Annotated in this window: 19 protein-coding genes, 1 tRNA gene and 1 pseudogene; 6 read left to right on the plus strand and 15 right to left on the minus strand. The window is 46.1% G+C overall.

Features of this window, described 5'->3' with window-relative positions:
- Positions 1-5: 5 nt before the first annotated feature.
- The 13 genes and pseudogenes from DN92_RS05860 to cysS all read right to left on the minus strand — a co-directional run bounded on the left by DN92_RS05860 (position 6) and on the right by cysS (position 10,385).
- Positions 6-287, minus strand: a complete 282-nt coding sequence (locus tag DN92_RS05860; protein WP_173960364.1) for a YqjK family protein — start codon at positions 285-287, stop codon at positions 6-8.
- Positions 284-655 (minus strand): phage holin family protein, encoded by a 372-nt coding sequence (locus DN92_RS05865; RefSeq protein WP_173960365.1) that lies wholly within the window; start codon positions 653-655, stop codon positions 284-286. The genes DN92_RS05860 and DN92_RS05865 overlap by 4 nt, the downstream gene beginning before the upstream one ends.
- Before the next feature lie 6 nt (positions 656-661).
- Positions 662-997 (minus strand): ElaB/YgaM/YqjD family protein, encoded by a 336-nt coding sequence (locus DN92_RS05870; protein WP_173960366.1) that lies wholly within the window; start codon positions 995-997, stop codon positions 662-664.
- A 65-nt stretch (positions 998-1,062) separates the two neighbouring features.
- Complete coding sequence (locus DN92_RS05875) at positions 1,063-1,503, minus strand: Smr/MutS family protein (RefSeq protein ID WP_173960367.1); 441 nt, start codon at positions 1,501-1,503, stop codon at positions 1,063-1,065.
- 46 nt (positions 1,504-1,549) lie between these two features.
- Complete coding sequence (locus DN92_RS05880; RefSeq protein WP_173960368.1) at positions 1,550-1,846, minus strand: hypothetical protein; 297 nt, start codon at positions 1,844-1,846, stop codon at positions 1,550-1,552.
- Position 1,847: 1 nt separating this feature from the next.
- Positions 1,848-2,027 carry a helix-turn-helix domain-containing protein gene (locus DN92_RS05885; protein ID WP_173960369.1) on the minus strand — a complete coding sequence of 60 codons (180 nt, stop codon included), beginning with the start codon at positions 2,025-2,027 and terminating at the stop codon, positions 1,848-1,850.
- A 548-nt stretch (positions 2,028-2,575) separates the two neighbouring features.
- Positions 2,576-4,018, minus strand: a complete 1,443-nt coding sequence (locus tag DN92_RS05890; protein ID WP_173960370.1) for an autotransporter outer membrane beta-barrel domain-containing protein — start codon at positions 4,016-4,018, stop codon at positions 2,576-2,578.
- A gap of 459 nt (positions 4,019-4,477) precedes the next feature.
- Positions 4,478-4,572 (minus strand) — tRNA-Ser (locus DN92_RS05895).
- 89 nt (positions 4,573-4,661) lie between these two features.
- Positions 4,662-5,912 (minus strand): aspartate kinase, encoded by a 1,251-nt coding sequence (locus DN92_RS05900; RefSeq protein WP_173960371.1) that lies wholly within the window; start codon positions 5,910-5,912, stop codon positions 4,662-4,664.
- An 84-nt stretch (positions 5,913-5,996) separates the two neighbouring features.
- Positions 5,997-7,316, minus strand: a complete 1,320-nt coding sequence (gene tilS, locus DN92_RS05905) for a tRNA lysidine(34) synthetase TilS (protein WP_173960372.1) — start codon at positions 7,314-7,316, stop codon at positions 5,997-5,999.
- Positions 7,282-8,253 carry an acetyl-CoA carboxylase carboxyltransferase subunit alpha gene (locus DN92_RS05910; protein ID WP_173960373.1) on the minus strand — a complete coding sequence of 324 codons (972 nt, stop codon included), beginning with the start codon at positions 8,251-8,253 and terminating at the stop codon, positions 7,282-7,284. Before DN92_RS05910 ends, tilS begins: the two co-directional genes overlap by 35 nt.
- 9 nt (positions 8,254-8,262) lie before the next feature.
- Positions 8,263-8,898 (minus strand): annotated as a pseudogene (locus DN92_RS05915) (DNA-3-methyladenine glycosylase family protein); the annotation flags it as partial.
- Between the two features lie 65 nt (positions 8,899-8,963).
- Positions 8,964-10,385 carry a cysteine--tRNA ligase gene (cysS, locus tag DN92_RS05920; RefSeq protein WP_173961276.1) on the minus strand — a complete coding sequence of 474 codons (1,422 nt, stop codon included), beginning with the start codon at positions 10,383-10,385 and terminating at the stop codon, positions 8,964-8,966.
- A gap of 60 nt (positions 10,386-10,445) precedes the next feature.
- On the opposite strand from cysS, the gene DN92_RS05925 reads away from it, so the two are divergent.
- From DN92_RS05925 to DN92_RS05935, 3 genes are read left to right on the plus strand one after another with little or no spacing between them, the layout of a single operon-like run.
- Complete coding sequence (locus DN92_RS05925) at positions 10,446-11,270, plus strand: tetratricopeptide repeat protein (protein WP_173960375.1); 825 nt, start codon at positions 10,446-10,448, stop codon at positions 11,268-11,270.
- A 46-nt stretch (positions 11,271-11,316) separates the two neighbouring features.
- Positions 11,317-11,820 (plus strand): peptidylprolyl isomerase, encoded by a 504-nt coding sequence (locus DN92_RS05930; RefSeq protein ID WP_173960376.1) that lies wholly within the window; start codon positions 11,317-11,319, stop codon positions 11,818-11,820.
- Positions 11,821-11,873: 53 nt separating this feature from the next.
- Positions 11,874-12,608, plus strand: a complete 735-nt coding sequence (locus DN92_RS05935) for a UDP-2,3-diacylglucosamine diphosphatase (RefSeq protein WP_254598262.1) — start codon at positions 11,874-11,876, stop codon at positions 12,606-12,608.
- A gap of 7 nt (positions 12,609-12,615) precedes the next feature.
- Here DN92_RS05935 and DN92_RS05940 read toward each other — a convergent pair whose 3' ends face one another.
- Positions 12,616-13,404, minus strand: coding sequence for an inositol monophosphatase family protein (locus DN92_RS05940; RefSeq protein ID WP_173960378.1), 789 nt, complete (start codon positions 13,402-13,404; stop codon positions 12,616-12,618).
- A gap of 121 nt (positions 13,405-13,525) precedes the next feature.
- Between DN92_RS05940 and DN92_RS05945 the strand changes: the two genes are divergently transcribed.
- Positions 13,526-14,284: an RNA methyltransferase gene (locus tag DN92_RS05945; RefSeq protein WP_173960379.1), complete on the plus strand. Its 759-nt coding sequence runs from the start codon at positions 13,526-13,528 to the stop codon at positions 14,282-14,284.
- Positions 14,285-14,313: 29 nt separating this feature from the next.
- Entirely contained in the window at positions 14,314-15,081 is a 768-nt protein-coding gene (cysE, locus tag DN92_RS05950) for a serine O-acetyltransferase (protein ID WP_173960380.1), read from the plus strand.
- A 1-nt stretch (position 15,082) separates the two neighbouring features.
- Here the strand turns inward: cysE and DN92_RS05955 are convergent, their stop codons facing one another.
- The gene (locus tag DN92_RS05955) at positions 15,083-15,676 is read right to left on the minus strand and encodes an FKBP-type peptidyl-prolyl cis-trans isomerase (RefSeq protein WP_254598263.1); all 594 of its coding nucleotides are present in this window, start codon (positions 15,674-15,676) and stop codon (positions 15,083-15,085) included.
- A gap of 44 nt (positions 15,677-15,720) precedes the next feature.
- On the opposite strand from DN92_RS05955, the gene DN92_RS05960 reads away from it, so the two are divergent.
- Entirely contained in the window at positions 15,721-16,950 is a 1,230-nt protein-coding gene (locus tag DN92_RS05960) for a cupin domain-containing protein (RefSeq protein ID WP_173960382.1), read from the plus strand.
- Positions 16,951-17,033 lie beyond the last annotated feature (83 nt).

Here is a 17,033-nt window from a genome sequence, read left to right on the forward strand (position 1 = left end):
AGAACTTACAGCAGGTTTTTAGCGCTTTTGAGTAGCTTCATAGCGCCCCAACCAGTTGCCAACACTTTGCTAGCTAATTTGGGCTTGTAGTGTGCCAACACAGCAAAGACACTAGTCCAGATGACTGGGCTACTCCTCACAAAGTTGAATGCATCAATGCCCTTGTCAGCCCAAAACAAGGGCTTTTCAATAGGCTCAAAATGTAGTGCAAAATCCGCACGCTCTTGCGCCGCCCGTTCTTGCAAGACTTTTTGCCTTACCTCTAGCTCTGCTAATTTGAGACTCATCGGTTTGCAAGCTCCTGCCGATCTTTAGCCAACTCTGCAATAGTCGCTTCAAACAACTTCGGCATCGTCTTGAGTGAACGCAGCACTATCAAGGCTAGAATGCAGCCGACCGCTAAGAACCCACTGGTAAGCAGGCCAAGTGCCAGCATGCGATTACTCTCCCAACTGTAGATCACGATGAGCAATGCCAGCATGATTAATCCGAAGAATAAAAAAAATAAGGTGAAGATGACCATGACCAGCAAGCTAAGGAATTTAGAGCGTGCGATTTGTACATCGATGGAAATTAATTCTAAGCGCGTTTGAGCAATCGAAGCCCCAGTAGCAACTAAGTTTTTCAGAGAAGACAACAGGTTTTCTTGAGACATAAGTGCCTAGCGACGACGGATGAAAAGACCAATAAGCAAGCCCAATCCGGCAGCTACTCCGACAGCCTCCCAGGGGTTACGGTGTACAAACTCATCAGCGCCCTCTGCAACTACTTTAGCTTTATCAGTCAAGCCACCCTCTATGGAGGAAAGACTTTCTTTAGCATTATTTAAAGTGTCTAAGGCTTTTGAACGAATCATTCCGAGTGGACCATCCTCATGACTTGCAGTTGCATGAATGAGTTCTTCGGCATCTGCCATCAATGCTTTGAAATCAACGATTAATTGCTCGGAATTTAATTTGACTTCTTCATGTGTTGCGGTTGATTTTCTAGCAGTCATCACCACTCCTTGGAATTAACGAATAAATTACTTGTTAAGCCCATTCTAAGCAATTCCAAACAAAATTACAGTATTAATACCGTCATACCAGCATTGCCCTCTTTAAAGTGCTTGAGATGCGCCTTTAAGCCCGGTCTCCTTCTTAATAGAGCGTGATAGGCCTCACTACCAAAGGCAGTCTGCTCACCAAAATGATATTCATCCACTCGGTCTGAGAAATAATTGTTTTCCAGAGCATCGTGCACAATCCATTTGATCTTGCCTCCCTCGCCGCTTGCACCATAGCCATGAATGAGGATCATCGCCTTAATACCCAATTCCGATGCTCTACGAAGAGCAATGGTGAGTCTATCCAAAGCCTCTTCAGCGCTAGGACTATCGAATTTCAGATTTAACACTAAGGTATCGCTGTGCGGCAACGGGAGATCATCGCTGCCACATTGACGACACTCCCCAAGCATTCCCCTAGGATTGCCGCATTCTGGACATTCAAATGAATGGGTCATCACACACCTTCATAGATGATTGAGCAATAACCCACTCATGAAAATATTAAGAGCAATATTTTGCTTCTAAAGCAGAAGCAGTATTAACCGGATCATCAACCATGCGATTTAAGGTCAACTGAGCAGCATCTTTATTCTCTTGCACCTTTAAATTGAGATTAATCAATCCTGCCACATCTTTACGGATCGAGGTATTGCCATAACGCAAAATCTTTAAAGTCGAAACTGCTTCGGCTGAAATCTTGCATTGCTCATTTACCAATGCAGAGGAGTCTGATGAAGTATTGGCATAAGCAAATGCAGCTACAGAGATTGAGGCAATAGCTAAGAAAGTTTTCTTCATTTTATTTCCTTATTTTGTGACCACATGTTGGACAACAACCTAAATCACTTGCTCTTGTTTTTCTAAGGGCGGCATAGACGCTAGATTCGGAAATTTCCATCTTTCTGGCGGCTTGAGCTGCAGTCATCCCCTTCCCTATCCAATCTAATGCTTGATGTGTTTTTGGTATTGCTTTTCTCATTTCACCTCCTATTTAATTACTATACCACAAAAGTTGTGAAGTTGTGAAGTTGTGAAGTTTAGTAATAAATATTTAAGGGGTTTTGATACCGGTAAAAATCAATGAGTTGAGTTGGTAGAACTAAAAATTGCTGCCGCTGAAATAGGCCTACCTGGGCTAAAGGTATTGCATGTAGATAGTGATTGAGGCAATAAAAAAGCCCCGGTGAAGGGGCTTAGTTATATGTCGTATTGGATCAAGCAGTTAAATCACAAGGATTTTGGCGGAGACGAGAGGATCACAAACCCCATACTGGGTATGAGTTTGAAGACCAATATACCGAACGATATACCCAGATTTTGCTGTTTCCTATGTAATCTAAAAATAGCCTATTTCCGATGGCAATTAATAGTTTTTTGGCTATCTTAGCCATGCTCTACGTCTGCTATGGGAAGGTTGCGGCCTTATTTTGAATTAGGTATCAGACTCTAATCGACCCTAAGGAGACGCCTGTAGACAACAAAAAACCCGCCGAAGCGGGTTGATTGCCTGAATTCAAATGAACCTCTTTAGAAACCCACTGTATATGTTGCCATCACAGTAGTTGTTGCTGCAGCTTGATAAGCCTCTTGACGATAAATGCCGGTCACTCCAACACGCTGGTTCTTCTCAACATCATAGCTAGCACCTAACATTGCTGTTGGACGTGTTCTTACTGGATTGGAATTAAAGTTCACTGGAGTTAAACCAGTTACACCAGTAGCTGAGTAAGAGCCATTAGCAGTATTAGTATCTGTTTCTACACCAGCGCTAGCAAACAAATTGGTTTGCGGGATGCCTCTGTAGTTAACGCCAACACCAGCTAAAGCAGTTGTAGCATTTGTGTTCAATGCTGAGTAAGTCAGCGGTGCTGTTACTGTAGAAGATGATCCTTCGGTATAGCCACCCATATTGTTCTGGGTGTAACGGATGCCAACGTATGGGGAAACTACTACTTGATCAACAAAACCAAAGCCATACTTAGCAGTTACCTGTGCGCCTTGACTGTTGAGTTGTGAGCCGCCTGAACCTGCTTCAGAGGCAGTAGCACCAGCGCCGACTACAGAGCGATTAATGGTGGTGTTCTTTTGACCGTATGCTGCTGATACCTTTACTTCTGTACCAGTACCATCTAAGCGCTCATTCCATACACCGAATAAACCGAGTAATGGGGTGTTATTACCCAAGTTCACAGTAGAGCCAGCATTACTAACGGATACATTCTGATCGGCATAAGCACCAATACGAACAGATGGTAGAGCGCGGTAAGCAGCAATTAACAGAGCGCTAGAGTTATTCAAACCATTAGCTGCTGATACAGCGGTATTACGACCACCAGCAGATATGCAAATATTGTTCGCGCCAAATACAGAGCAGTCATAGCTAAAGCTATTGGCTAGTACCGCATTTTGTAGTGTGTAAGTGCCTTGTAAAGCCTGGGCTGTGTTCGCTACTGAGGCTTGGGTATTGGCGAGGGATGGGCCTGTTGGAGTTGGAGTTGGAGCTGGTCCAGAGCCGGTATAGACCAATAAATTTGAAATGTAATACTGGGTTGCGGGAGCGCTAATAGCTCCAGAACCAGTTAATGCCAAACTAACAGCATTACCACTTAGCACGAAAGACCCGCTGTAATTTGCGGATGATGTAGTTAATAGATGGATAGCTCTACCCACATTTGACCCATTGAGAGTTGTTGTTGGATAGGCATTTAGACCAAGATTAGGTGCAGCCCCTCCTGAACCCGGATTCACCACATAACCAGTGTATGAATAGGAAATTGTTTCACCACTTACAAGAGAATAACTAGTGCCAAGCGCAAAGCCAGCCCCCGGGACTGAAGCCGGTCCAGCACGGAATCCTTGAGTAGGATCCCCGTTAAATAATATCGTCTGAGAATTTGCATTAATAGAAACAAGACTTCCAGCAACCAAGGCTGAAGCAAAAGCGATTTTTTTGATATTAAGTGATTTCATAATTCTTTAGGGGTATGTTGTGTAAATTAGCTTTAGAGCTAATTTTTAGCAAATCGAATTATACGGAATGACTAGACCGTCACCACGGTTTCTATAAGTAAATCACTTAAATACAACAACCATGGGCTTGATTGACCTCAGTGGCACCTAGTGGCCGTTCTGAGACAGTGACTTACTTACAGTGCTATGTCCGCTTATACGCAAATAAGAGCCTTGGGCATCAGGCCACAATCCCAAAAAATGCAATGCACTTAACTGTTCATAAATTTCAGCACGAAACGATGTTAAAAAAATATACCATCCGATATACCATCCGATATACCAAAGGCAATATACCGAAGAGCTATAGTTTCAGCGCTCTATTTTTTATAAGTCATTGATTTAAATGAATAAAAAAACCCGCTATGGAAGCGGGTTTTAATAAAAAAATTCCTTTAAAATCAATGGTATACAAGCAGGTGGCGGAGACGAGAGGATTCGAACCTCCGATCAGAGTTTTAGCCCCGATGCTCCCTTAGCAGGGGAGTGCCTTCGACCAGCTCGGCCACGTCTCCCTGCTTGATACCTTTACAACGCCCACAGTTTAACGGATTCCGTTGACTGCGGGGTTTTACTACGGTTTTAAAGCGTTTACTGCGTATTTTTACTTCTGATCTAGCTCAAAAGCCTTATGGAGCGCACGTACAGCCAACTCCATATATTTTTCATCGATCACAACAGAAATCTTGATTTCACTCGTGGAGATCATCAGAATATTGATGCCCTCTTCAGATAAAGTGCGGAACATTTTGCTTGCCACACCAACATGGGAGCGCATACCAACACCCACTACAGAGACCTTGGAAACCTTTGGATCACCAGTAATTTCTTTAGCCTCAATATGGGCCTGGACATTACTCTTAAGCAAATCTAAGGCTTTTTGATAGTCAGCACGCGGTACGGTGAAGGTAAAGTCAGTCTTACCTTCAAAGGATTGGTTCTGAATAATGATGTCTACATCAATGTTGGCGTCGGCAATCGGACCCAAAATTTGATAAGCGATTCCCGGGCGGTCAGGAACTCCCAGAACGGTAATTTTTGCTTCATCACGCGCAAAGGCGATGCCGGAAATAACTGCGGCTTCCATAGTGCTGTCCTCTTCAAATGTAATCAAGGTACCCGACTTCATCTCCAGATCAAGGGGCATCAACGGATCTGTCAATGATGACAGAACACGGGTTTTCACTTTGTACTTCCCAGCAAACTCGACGGAGCGAATTTGCAATACCTTAGAACCCAGACTTGCCATCTCTAGCATTTCTTCAAAAGTAATCTTGTCTAGGCGACGCGCATCTTCGCAAACACGGGGATCGGTTGTATAAACACCATCAACGTCCGTATAAATCAAACACTCGTCCGCCTTGAGGGCAGCGGCCATTGCAACAGCCGAGGTATCAGAGCCGCCACGACCTAAGGTCGTGATATTGCCATTCGGATCGACACCTTGAAATCCAGTAACGACCACAGCACGGCCAGCATTGAGATCAGCCAGAATTTTTTGATCGTCAATACTTTTGATGCGCGCTTTAGTAAAAGAAGAGTCTGTATGTACGGTAACCTGCCAACCTGCATAGCTGACAGCATCAACACCTTCACGAAGCAAAGCCAAAGCCAATAGGCCGGAGCTCACCTGCTCACCGGTCGAAGCAATTTGATCTAGCTCACGCGGGTTAGCGTCGGGATTGATATCTTTTGCCAAGCCAAGCAAGCGATTGGTCTCACCTGACATGGCAGAAGGCACCACTACAACCTGGTGACCTGCACGCATCCACTTGGCAACGCGTTTAGCGACATTCTGAATGCGCTCAACTGAGCCCATTGAGGTGCCACCATACTTATGAACGATAAGAGCCATAAAAGCCGTTGTTTTATCTATTTATAGGGAACTGCATTCCCTAGGGTCTAAAAGGGGCTTATTTTACAGGGTTTTATCCCTTTGCTATGGCTTGACAATCCACTCAGGAATAACTCGCTTACCAGTTGACGTTAAATGAGGATAGCTTACCCCAACCCCAGCCACCGCAATAAGCTCATCGTTGATATACAACAGAGGTGCCTGCCGCTCCCAAGGTGGTGTACCTGACTCCTGAAAGAGATTCTTAAGTGTTTTGCGGGGTGTATTGAGCTTGATTTGAATCTTTTCTGCACCTTGGCGCAATCTTTCCTCGATAAGACCCTGCTCTTGGGCTCTGTGTACCCAGGTCAGCGATAAACCTAGCGCCTTACTGCGTAGCGGCAAGCTCTTAAATATCCACTGACCAGCATTGCTGTTGGCTACCTGCAAGATACTGCGCCATAAATAAATACTCACCCCATCATGCTGCCATTCCAAGCTAGAGTCCGGCTTTACCGACATGAGATCTTTCCACCAGGATTCGAGTCGATCTTGAGATGGCATTCCTAAATTATTTAACTTCAACCAATAACGCATGAGATTATTGGCAGCTGCTTTATCTGCCTGAGCTAGGGCAAGCAGGGGCGACAGCTTTAAGTTATCGCCCTGAAGAATATTTTTCGCATCCTGTCGAGCCAAACGATCGAGCAGCACTTGGGACTGAGCCAGTAAATCTGCACTTCGAGCTAAATTGGAGATGGCTCCAGGCTGAATTTTTTCCAATCTCGGAATAATTACCTTGCGCAAAGCATTGCGGCGATAGCGTGTATTTTGATTGCTAGGGTCTTCTACCCACTTTAGCCGATGCTCCTTAGCGTATGCCTCTAACTCTGCTTTACTGTTATTTAACAATGGGCGCCAAAGCGTAATTGAGTGACCCTCTTTTGACATAGAGCGACCGAGGGGCATACCGGAAAGGCCAGCCACTCCGGAGCCACGCAACAGTTGCAAAAGAATCGTTTCAGCTTGGTCATTTTGATGATGCGCTAGTAGCAAATCTTCAACCTCATGCTCCCTGCATAAATCGATCAAAGCATCGTAGCGCTCTGCTCTTGCTCTAGCCTCAATATTGCCTTGAGATTGATCGGCAAAATGCAGTAGGCGAAAATCAAAATGGACGTGATATTTTTTGGCTAGTTTCTCGCAAAACTCCAACCATTGATCAGCCGGCTTTTGTAATCCATGATGGATATGAAAAACCCAAACTTCAATTGAAGGATCTTGAAGATTGCTTGCTTGCACCCCTTTACAAACAGTATCGAGCAGCACAACCGAATCTAGCCCACCGCTGAGGGCGAGGCCAATTTTTCTAGCCGCTACTGGAGCAGCTTTAAGGCTTGGCTTCGATTTCCTTAAACTTGCCATAACTCATCAAACGCTCATGGCGACGCTCAAGTAGCGCATCCACTTTCATGCCATCGAAGGTCTTCAGGGATTCAGCCAAAGCTTTGCGCATATTAGTCATCATGACATCGTAGTCACGGTGAGCACCACCAGTTGGCTCGGCTACGATTTTGTCGATCAGACCTAATGTTTTCAAACGTTGTGCAGTCAGCCCCAGTTGCTCGGCAGCTTCAGGCGCCTTCTCTGCTGTCTTCCAAAGAATCGAAGCGCAGCCTTCAGGCGAAATCACGGAGTAGGTAGAGTTCTGCAACATCAGCACCACATCACCCATAGCAATAGCCAATGCACCGCCAGATCCACCCTCACCAATAATAGTGGCGATGATAGGCACTTCTAACTCTGCCTGAACATAGAGATTGCGGCCAATCGCTTCAGATTGATTGCGCTCCTCGGCATCGATACCTGGAAATGCCCCTGGTGTATCTACAAAAGTAAACACGGGTAATTTAAATTTCTCTGCCAAACGCATTAAGCGCATAGCCTTGCGATATCCCTCAGGACGACTCATGCCAAAGTTTCTTAGAGCGCGCTCTTTGGTATCCCGCCCTTTTTGGTGACCGATCACCATACAAGGCTGATTCTCAAAACGCGCCAAACCTGCAATGATGGATTGATCATCTGCAAAATTGCGATCGCCATGAAGTTCATGAAAATCAGTAAACAAGGCGCCCACGTAATCTAATGTGTAGGGACGCTGCGGATGACGCGCTACTTGTGAAACTTGCCAAGGACTGAGGTTGGCATATACATCTTTAGTCAGCTGCTGACTTTTTTCAGTCAGCGTTTTGATCTCATCAGAAATATCTACCGATGATTCGTCTTGCACAAATTGCAGCTCTTCAATCTTTGACTCTAGTTCAGCGATCGATTGCTCAAAATCCAGGAAAGTCGTTTTCATAGCTCGATTTTAGTATTCAACGGGAACGGGGTCGATACTTCTCCACATATACCAGGTGGCTACCGTTCGCCAGGGGGCCCAATTTGCTGCTACTTCACGAGCCTCATGCCTACTAACCGGCTCTCCACTGAAGTAATTGAGTGAAATAGCCTTAATGAGGCCCACATCGTCCAAAGGGAGAATATCCGGCCTCACCATGTTAAAAATCAGGAACATTTCTGCCGTCCAGCGGCCAATTCCCCGAATAGCACTCAATTCTTTAATAATGGCCTCGTCCTCCATGCCTTTCCACTGATTAGCATGTAAGCGGCCAGAATCAAAATGCTCGGCCAAATCTCGAATGTATTCAACCTTTCGACCCGATAAACCCGCTGCACGCAACTCTTCTACAGTAAGGGCAAGAATATTTTTGGGGCTGACTTTCTTTTTAAGGGCCAAGAGGACTTTGTTCCAGACGGATTGGGCTGCAGCTACGGAGATCTGTTGACCGACAATCGATCTCGCTAAAGTAGTGAATGCATCACCGCGGGTCATCAAAAAGAGAGAGTCGTATTTAGGGATGATTTTCTTCAGAATACGATCCTGTTTCATAAGCTCAGTACAAGCCCGCTCCCAATACTCGGGGGCTACTTCCTCATGAATTAACTGCTCTGCTGCTTTACTCAAGATACATTCTCAATCACTCAATATCTAAACACTATTTTTTAGATTTAACTTCTACGCCACTCGGTGATTCCACCGGGCTTGTCTTCCAATACTACGCCCTGCTCTATTAATTCTCGACGAATCAGATCAGCTTTCGCAAAGTCTTTAGCTAGCTTAGCTGAAACCCGTGCTGCAATCTGCTCTTCAATTTGATCAGCGGATAAACCTTCAACGCTACCACGCGACCCTGCTTGTAAAAAGTGGGTTGGATCACGCTGTAAAAAGTTGAAGGTGCCGGCCAATTGTTTTAAGGTGGCCGCCAATTGCGCTTTTTCTTCACCCTGTGCACGATTAACCTCACTTGCTAAATCAAATAATGTAGCAATTGCCTCAGGCGTATTGAAGTCATCATTCATGGCGTCTGTAAAACGCTTGGCCCAGACTGCGTGGGGGTCAATCGGCTGATTGCTCGCGGGTACTTGTGCCAGCGCTGTATAGAGACGAACTAATCCAGCGCGAGCTTCTTCGAGCTGTGCATCACTATAGTTAATGGGACTGCGATAGTGGGCACGCAACATAAAGAAGCGTAATACCTCTGGATCAAAACTCTTGAGAACATCTCGAATCAAAAAGAAGTTACCAAGTGACTTGGACATCTTTTCTTCATTCACCCGAATGTGGCCGTTATGCATCCAATAATTAACGAAAGGTGCATCGCTCGCTTTGTGGTCTTGGCCATACAAGGCGCCTTCGCTTTGTGCAATCTCATTCTCGTGGTGAGGAAACTGTAAATCCGCACCGCCGCCATGAATATCAAAATGCTCACCCAATAAGTCACAGGACATTGCTGAACATTCAATATGCCAGCCAGGGCGGCCATCGCCCCAAGGAGATTTCCATCGAGTATCTGCTGGCTCTTCTGGTTTAGCGCTTTTCCACAATACAAAATCAAGGGGGTCACGTTTACCGCCGCCAACTGCAACGCGCTCACCAGCATTGAGTTCGTCTAAGGATTTTCCTGAAAGATGGCCATATCCCGGAAACAATCGCACGGCAAAATTCACGTCAGCATCTTCACCCTGATAAGCCAGTTCCTTGTCGACTAAACGACCAATGATTCCTTGCATTTGTGCAATGTAATCCGTAGCACGGGGCTCATGATCGGGATGGATCAATCCCAGTTCATCCGAGTCAAAATGCATAGCATCAATAAAACGCTGAGTCAGAGCAGAAATGGGCTCACCATTCTCCACAGCGCGATTGATGATCTTGTCGTCAATATCCGTGATGTTACGGACATACACCACTTCATAGCCGCTAGCTCGTAACCAACGAACCACCATATCAAAGACAATCATGACCCTAGCATGCCCAATATGGCAGAAGTCATAGACCGTCATCCCGCAGACATACATCTTCACCTTACCCGGCTCGATGGGTTTAAAGGCCTGTTTTGAACGACTGAGGGTGTTATAGATTTGCAGCATAGGGGCGATAAAGGTGGGCAAGTAGCGCCAATTTGTTAGACTGAGCGCTGAGTATATCGAATGAGCCAGTTTTCCACCCTGCCCCCTATGCCTGCTAAGCCCTTTTTTTGTCGTCCAGCCCTTGTGGGCGGTTTGAGCTCCCTAGCAACCCTTCTGATTCTGGGTGGGTGCAGCACACCAGGCCAACAGTTAGCGGATGCTGAAATCCGAGCTCTTAATAGCGCTCCTGCCAGCCCCTCAACAGGCCCTCAAGCACCCTATTTGGGCTCTTATGGCCCCAATGACCCACCAAGACTCGCAGGCAATGACGCGGGATATGACCAATTCAATGCAGAGCTATCAGATTCTGTGGCAGTGCCCTTTTTATCATTTTTGATTATTGAGCCCGACCCAGTAACTCGAAATGGCGTCCCGTCCGATATTGAAAAGCTTGTAAAAGCCAAGAAATATCCGGATGCGATCGACCTGATCAATCAAAACCTAAAGAAAACTCCCGGTAACGTGCAGTTACGTTACGTCAAAGCGCGCATGCAAATTGAAATGCGTCAATGGGAGCCAGCCAAAAAGACCTTGATCGAAATCACTCAGCAATTTCCAGAATTACCAGAGCCCTATAACAACTTAGCAGCCCTAGCAGCCAACCAAGGCAATTGGATTGAAGCAAGAGATTATTTAGAACTTGCATTGAAATTGCGTCCTAGCTACACAGTAGCTTCGGCAAATTTGGGCGAAGTCTACATTCGCTTGGGCGCCCAAGCTTATGACAATGCCGCCAAAGATGCTGTGCTTAATCAACGCCAATACACCAATCGTGCCAAAGCATTGATGGAAATACTCAAGCCCACAAAAAAATCTGTCCCACCGACTCCAGCTATCTCAAAATAATTTTTTACTGTTTTTATCTACTCACTCATCAGAAAGTAAATTCATCATGACTCAAGTTTTACTCAAAACAAATAAAGGGGATATCACCCTCACACTCGATGCTGTTAAGGCGCCTAAGACGGTTGCTAATTTTTTACAGTACGTCAAAAGCGGTCACTACGATGGCACGATCTTTCATCGTGTAATCGATAACTTCATGGTTCAAGGTGGCGGCATGACGGCTGGTCTGAAAGAAAAATCATCCGGTGCTCAGATTGAGAATGAAGCAAACAATGGCTTAAAAAATGATCGCGGTACAGTGGCAATGGCTCGCACCAGCGATCCACATTCAGCTACAGCGCAATTTTTTATCAATGTGAATGACAATGGTTTCTTAAATCACACAGCACCCAACGCTCAAGGTTGGGGCTACGCCGTTTTCGGTAAAGTCACCGGTGGCTTAGATGTAGTTGATGTCATCCGTAAAGTCAAAACAGGGAATTCTGGTTTTCACCAAGATGTACCTGCTGAAGACGTCGTCATTGAAAAGGCAAGCGTTCTCGAAGAATGATTCCGCAGTACGCGAGCGCGTTATTCATTTCTGATTTGCATCTCACGCCGTCAATGCCATTGACGGCCCAACGGTTTTTTGATTTTTGTGAGAAAGATGCCCCCAAAGTCGAGGCTGTCTTTATTTTGGGTGACCTGTTTGAGTATTGGGTCGGAGATGATGCAGCTCTCCACTCACCATTTCAGCAAGAGGTGAAGCGCGCGCTAGCAACCCTTTCTACTAAAGTGAAAACGTATTACTTACATGGCAATAGAGACTTTTTACTGGGAGCTCATTTTTTAAGTAAGACTGGCATGACCTTGATGCATGATCCCACCAAGGTATCGATCGCTGGAAATGAATATGTGCTGTGCCATGGAGATTCACTTTGCACTGCTGATATTGGCTATCAAGTTTTCCGCAGCTGGGTACGTAAATCTTGGATTCAATCGTTGTTTTTGAAAATGCCCTTGCATTGGCGTCGCGCCATTGCAAATCGTCTTCGTAGTAATAGCGGGATGCAATACCGACGTGATAAACAAACTGCGCCCCAGGGAGCTCAGGATAAAACGGATGTGACCCTAGCAGCTTGCTCTGAAATATTAAAGAATCAATCAGGCAATCTGTTGATTCATGGGCACACGCACCGCCCAGCCCATCACCAAGAGAGTTTGCTAGATCAAGAATGGCAACGTTGGGTTTTGTCGGACTGGGACCTAGATCATCCAGAAAGTCTGCAGCCTCGGGCAAGTGCCTTACTCATTAATCAAAACGGCGTACGCTATACCGATTTGATTAAAGCGGGATAACTATTGGTTAGTTATTGGAGTATTTGGATAAGCACTGCACCATCTGAGCAAAAATTCGTGGATTAGCGCACATCACTTCACCACTTTGCAAGAAGCCTTCCTCGCCACGGTAATTACCTATCAAACCACCAGACTCCGTAATCAATAATGCCCCTGCAGCCATGTCCCATGGCTTCAGATCACTCTCAAAAAATCCATCGTATCGACCAGCAGCAACATAAGCTAAATCTAAAGAAGCAGCACCAGGACGACGAAGGCCTGCAGATTGACGCGACATATCAGCGAAGATTTTTAAATACTTCTCTAAGTCTTGGTCTTCACGATAAGGAAAGCCAGTGCCTAAAAGGCAATTTGCTAGGCGATCTTGAGTGGCAACACGCAAGCGCCGGCGATCTAAATAAGCGCCTGCACCACGGGTGGCTGTGAAGAGTTCATCGCGAGTGGGGTCATACACTACAGCTTGTTGGGTAACGCCATTAACAGACAGGGCAATCGAAACTGCATATTGCGGAAAGCCATGAATAAAATTGGTAGTGCCATCTAGTGGGTCAATGATCCACACGTTTTCAGCATCAATGTTTTGAGCGCCAGTTTCTTCAGCCAAAAACCCATGAGACGGGTAAGCCTCGCTGAGCGTTTCAATTATGGCCGCTTCGGCCTGTCTGTCCACCTCGGTTACAAAATCATTATGCTGTTTACGGTCAACCTGAAGACGCTCTAAATTGAGAGAGGCTCTGTTAATCACGGTTCCGGCACGACGGGCAGCCTTCACGGCCACATTTAACATGGGATGCATAGTTTTGATGGACAAATTAAATAAGAACAAGCTCAGCAGACTGCGGGACAATCAGGAGCTAACATGATGATTCTAAACGATTGCCCCTTTGAACTCCTAAGCTCCTAGAGATTACGCCTTTATGAATACTACTCAAGCACAATTATTGCGCTGGGTGATGGTTGAAACTAGCCATCCCGGAAACGTCGGTTCCGCCGCGCGTGCACTTAAAACCATGGGATTTGGAGATCTACGCCTGATAAAGCCAAAGATTTCTGGGGTTGCCAAGATGCCAGAGGCAATCGCTCTTGCTAGTGGTGCGGTCGATATCCTGCAAGCCAGCCAAGAATCCCCCGCCCTTGAATCGGCTGTACAGGATTGCGCTCTCGTCCTGGGTCTTACGAGCCGTGACCGAGAGTTTGGACCGCCCGCTCTCAATTGGCAGGGTGCTCGCCCCTTAATTCAGGCGGCGATTCATGGCAAACAACGTGTCGCCCTCCTGTTTGGTCCCGAGCGAACAGGTTTGGATAACCATCATCTTTCCCTCTGCACCCATCGAGTGTGGCTAGATGCTAATCCACTCTACCCCTCACTCAACCTTGCCCAAGCAATGATGGTCTGCGCTTTCACTCTAAGAGAGACCTTAGTAACGAATTCAAAATCTATGCCGGCGGACTTAATTCAAAGCTCCTCAGAGCTTGTGGACTATGCTGATCCAGCGGCCGTGGCTGCAATGCTTGATCATTGGCGAGCAGGGCTTGAGGCTATTGGCTATCTTGATCCTGCTAATCCCAAGAAACTGATGCCCCGTCTACAAGCCCTATTTGCAAGGACCCGACTCCATCAGGAGGAAATCGACCTTCTACGGGGAATTGCCAAACAGATGCTCTTAAGAAAGTAAGTCTAGCCTTTACCCGTTAAAATTAGACGATGTTTAATTCACTCTTCGACCAAGTCGATTCCATCATTGTTCGTGACCCAGCCGCCAGAAATCGCCTGGAAGTAATTACCTGCTACCCAGGTTTGCATGCAGTATGGATTCATAAAGCATCACATGGCCTCTGGAACCTTGGCTTTAAATGGATTGCGCGACTCTTGTCGATGGTGGCACGTTGGATTACTGGCATTGAAATCCATCCGGGTGCAAAGATCGGTCAGCGAGTATTTTTAGATCACGGTCTAGGTATCGTTATTGGGGAAACCACAGAAATTGGTGATGATTGCACCATCTACCAGGGCGTTACTTTGGGCGGTACCTCCTTATATAAGGGGGTTAAGCGTCATCCTACTTTAGGTAAGGGAGTGGTGATTAGTGCTGGCGCCAAAGTCTTAGGAGGCTTCACTGTAGGTGATGGTGCACGTGTTGGCTCAAATGCTGTGGTACTAAAAGAAATTCCAGCCGGAGCAACTGCAGTCGGGATTCCTGCGCGCATCTTGCACCCAGATTTACCGCAGGCTAGCACTCCAGAAAGTAAGGCAAAAGAGTATTTCTCTGCCTATGGAGTCACTCCTAACGTGGACGATCCAGTCTCTATGGCTTTAAAGGGTTTGATTGATGCCACTCTAGAGCAAGAAGCCAAAATCGCCGCACTAGAGAAAGCGCTTGCAAAGTTAAGCAATACACCGACATCAGATGCCAATGAGTCTAGTGATACAAAACGTGATCTTGGCGCTTTAAAAGAGTGGCTAAAAGAATAAGTTAATGCAGGGTTGGTGACGAAGTACCCGCACTTGAAGTACCACCTGCCGACTCATCATCACCATCATCGGGCTCATCGCCCGGCATCCCAAAAGCAAATGCTTCGCCACCTTCAGGATAGCGATTTTCAATTTCTTCATCGGTAGCTGTGCGAACATCCTCGACCTGAACCCAAAATCGCAGAGCCATACCAGCTAAAGGATGGTTGCCATCTAACACTACTTGACTGTCCGCTACATCAGTTACGGTGTAAATTAGGGGGTCATCATCTCCATCACCAGCATCGCCCTCTTCCTCGGCGTCAGGCACGCCCTCAAATTGCATGCCGACTTCTAAGGGCTCTGGAAAACGGGCACGTGGCTCAATCTTTAATAGCTCTGGGTCATATTCACCAAAAGCCTCGCTAGGCTCAAGCTGAATGCTGGCCTCATAACCGAGGTCTTGACCATCTAATAAGGTTTCGATCTTTGGAAAAGTGCCCTCATATCCACCGTGCAGGTATACCATCGGAGCATCTGGTTCCTCGATAATATTGTTTTGCGCGTCAGTCAATTTGTAGCGCAGGGACACAACGGTATTTTTTTCGATCTTCATGCGTAATTCATTCAACAATGTGTTTTAAATAGCTTCTTACTTATATGACTACATTTTACTTGAGCAAGCCCTATGATCCACCGCAGGCACCCCAAAATCTTCCTCTAGATCGTCCTTGGGCTCTTCTAGGGGGAAATAGTCCTCAAAAGTTCATGAAAACCTTCTGGCATAAAAAGCCGCTTTTGGTTCGTGGTGCTATCCCCGCATTTGAGCTTGCAAAACAAATGGGCGAGCCCCTTGGTAGCGCAATTTCACCGGAGGAGCTATTGAAGATTGCAGGCAATGAAGTAGTTGAATCAAGATTAATTCAAGCTCAGCCTTGGAGTTTTACAAACGGCCCATTCAAGAAAAAAACTATTCCGCCCCTCGATGCACCGAACTGGACGCTCCTACTTCAAGGCATGGAAGCCAGACATCCAGCAGCAGCAAAAGTACTCTCTTGGTTTCGCTTTATTCCAGATGCCCGTTTAGATGATCTGATGATCAGTATTGCTGGTCCGGGTGGCGGCGTTGGACCTCACTTTGATTCTTATGATGTCTTTTTAATTCAGATGTCGGGTCGTCGGCGTTGGCGCATCTCAGAACAAGGAGGCTTAAGCTTAAATCCCAATCTTCCCTTAAAAATTTTGCAACAATTTAAGGCGGAGCAAGAATGGGATTTAGAGCCAGGGGATATGCTGTATTTACCCCCGCATGTAGCGCATGAAGGAATTGCATTGGATGCGGCTTGCCAAACTTGGTCAGTCGGATTTAGATCGCAAAGCTATAGAGAAATACTTCAAGAGGGCTTATGGCGTCTTGCTGAATCACTTGAAGATTTTCCAGATCTGGATAAACACTTTGCCGATCCAAACCAATCGGCAACTAGCGCAGCCGAACAACTCCCAGAAGAGCTTATTAAGCAAGTAGGCCAGAAATTAAGAGGCTTAAAGCTCGATCGTGTAGAAACATTCCTCCCAGGAATAGCTGCCTATTTGAGCGAACCTAAGCCACAGGCCTATTTTGATGGACTGGCAAATACGCATTCCCCGGAAGCATTCAAACTTCTACTTGAAATACAAGCCCTGAAACCTCACCCCCAAACCAGGATACTTGCACTAGGCAAGGTGATTTACTGCAACGGTGAGGATATGACTAGCGACCAAGAAGCTCGGATTCAAAAGGCATGGCGCGCTCTTGCTGCCAAAAAACAAATCAACGGCCCTATTGGTGCAGTAGCCCCAGATAACAGTCTTTTCGAAGCCTTCACAGCTGGCTGGCTCATTTTTAATTAGCAGATAAAGACAAAGCTATAATGATTCATGGAAAGTACCTAAGGGCTTACCCTGTGCAATCCTGGTATTAATAACCGGTTATT

This window comes from Polynucleobacter arcticus (assembly GCF_013307205.1).
Taxonomy (GTDB): domain Bacteria; phylum Pseudomonadota; class Gammaproteobacteria; order Burkholderiales; family Burkholderiaceae; genus Polynucleobacter; species Polynucleobacter arcticus.

Excerpts from the sequence above, each read along its gene's own strand:
- DN92_RS05875 (WP_173960367.1), bottom strand. The coding sequence starts at position 1,503 with ATGACCCATTCATTTGAATGTCCAGAATGCGGCAATCCTAGGGGAATG.
- DN92_RS05935 (WP_254598262.1), top strand. The coding sequence starts at position 11,874 with ATGCCATTGACGGCCCAACGGTTTTTTGATTTTTGTGAGAAAGATGCC.
- DN92_RS05930 (WP_173960376.1), top strand. The coding sequence starts at position 11,317 with ATGACTCAAGTTTTACTCAAAACAAATAAAGGGGATATCACCCTCACA.
- DN92_RS05925 (WP_173960375.1), top strand. The coding sequence starts at position 10,446 with ATGAGCCAGTTTTCCACCCTGCCCCCTATGCCTGCTAAGCCCTTTTTT.
- cysE (WP_173960380.1), top strand. The coding sequence starts at position 14,314 with ATGTTTAATTCACTCTTCGACCAAGTCGATTCCATCATTGTTCGTGAC.
- DN92_RS05940 (WP_173960378.1), bottom strand. The coding sequence starts at position 13,404 with ATGCATCCCATGTTAAATGTGGCCGTGAAGGCTGCCCGTCGTGCCGGA.
- DN92_RS05945 (WP_173960379.1), top strand. The coding sequence starts at position 13,526 with ATGAATACTACTCAAGCACAATTATTGCGCTGGGTGATGGTTGAAACT.
- DN92_RS05955 (WP_254598263.1), bottom strand. The coding sequence starts at position 15,676 with ATGAAGATCGAAAAAAATACCGTTGTGTCCCTGCGCTACAAATTGACT.
- DN92_RS05870 (WP_173960366.1), bottom strand. The coding sequence starts at position 997 with ATGACTGCTAGAAAATCAACCGCAACACATGAAGAAGTCAAATTAAAT.
- DN92_RS05960 (WP_173960382.1), top strand. The coding sequence starts at position 15,721 with ATGACTACATTTTACTTGAGCAAGCCCTATGATCCACCGCAGGCACCC.
- DN92_RS05880 (WP_173960368.1), bottom strand. The coding sequence starts at position 1,846 with ATGAAGAAAACTTTCTTAGCTATTGCCTCAATCTCTGTAGCTGCATTT.
- tilS (WP_173960372.1), bottom strand. The coding sequence starts at position 7,316 with ATGGCAAGTTTAAGGAAATCGAAGCCAAGCCTTAAAGCTGCTCCAGTA.
- DN92_RS05890 (WP_173960370.1), bottom strand. The coding sequence starts at position 4,018 with ATGAAATCACTTAATATCAAAAAAATCGCTTTTGCTTCAGCCTTGGTT.
- DN92_RS05885 (WP_173960369.1), bottom strand. The coding sequence starts at position 2,027 with ATGAGAAAAGCAATACCAAAAACACATCAAGCATTAGATTGGATAGGG.
- DN92_RS05860 (WP_173960364.1), bottom strand. The coding sequence starts at position 287 with ATGAGTCTCAAATTAGCAGAGCTAGAGGTAAGGCAAAAAGTCTTGCAA.
- cysS (WP_173961276.1), bottom strand. The coding sequence starts at position 10,385 with ATGCTGCAAATCTATAACACCCTCAGTCGTTCAAAACAGGCCTTTAAA.
- DN92_RS05865 (WP_173960365.1), bottom strand. The coding sequence starts at position 655 with ATGTCTCAAGAAAACCTGTTGTCTTCTCTGAAAAACTTAGTTGCTACT.
- DN92_RS05910 (WP_173960373.1), bottom strand. The coding sequence starts at position 8,253 with ATGAAAACGACTTTCCTGGATTTTGAGCAATCGATCGCTGAACTAGAG.
- DN92_RS05900 (WP_173960371.1), bottom strand. The coding sequence starts at position 5,912 with ATGGCTCTTATCGTTCATAAGTATGGTGGCACCTCAATGGGCTCAGTT.